Genomic DNA, 256 nt, shown 5'->3' with positions numbered 1-256 from the left:
GTGCAATTACGGCGAGGCGTTCACCGCCGCCGTGCAGAAAGATAACTTTTACGGCGTGCAGTTTCACCCGGAACGCTCCGGCGCAGCCGGTGCGCAACTGCTGAAAAATTTCCTGGAGATGTGATGATAATTCCCGCTTTAGATTTAATTGACGGCAGGGTTGTTCTTCTCCACCAGGGCGATTACGGGCAGCAGCGCGACTACGGCAACGACCCGCTGCCGCGGTTACAGGCTTACGCCGCCGAGGGTGCTGAGG

2 protein-coding genes are annotated in these 256 nt (G+C 58.2%); both read left to right on the top strand.

Annotation, left to right across the window (positions count from 1 at the left end; all coding sequences use genetic code 11):
- A partial coding sequence (locus RTW80_RS29940; protein WP_409415346.1) for a glutamine amidotransferase-related protein occupies positions 1-124 on the top strand: 124 nt, incomplete at its 5' end.
- The coding region (locus tag RTW80_RS29935; protein ID WP_312721791.1) for a HisA/HisF-related TIM barrel protein at positions 124-256 on the top strand (133 nt) is incomplete at its 3' end. The genes RTW80_RS29940 and RTW80_RS29935, both read left to right, overlap by 1 nt.

Origin of the sequence: Escherichia sp. AM3, from assembly GCF_032029835.1 — a bacterium.
Classification (GTDB): domain Bacteria; phylum Pseudomonadota; class Gammaproteobacteria; order Enterobacterales; family Enterobacteriaceae; genus Escherichia; species Escherichia coli.
The sequence above is the reverse complement of the archived record's forward strand: the minus strand, read 5'-3'. Positions and strand labels throughout refer to the sequence as shown.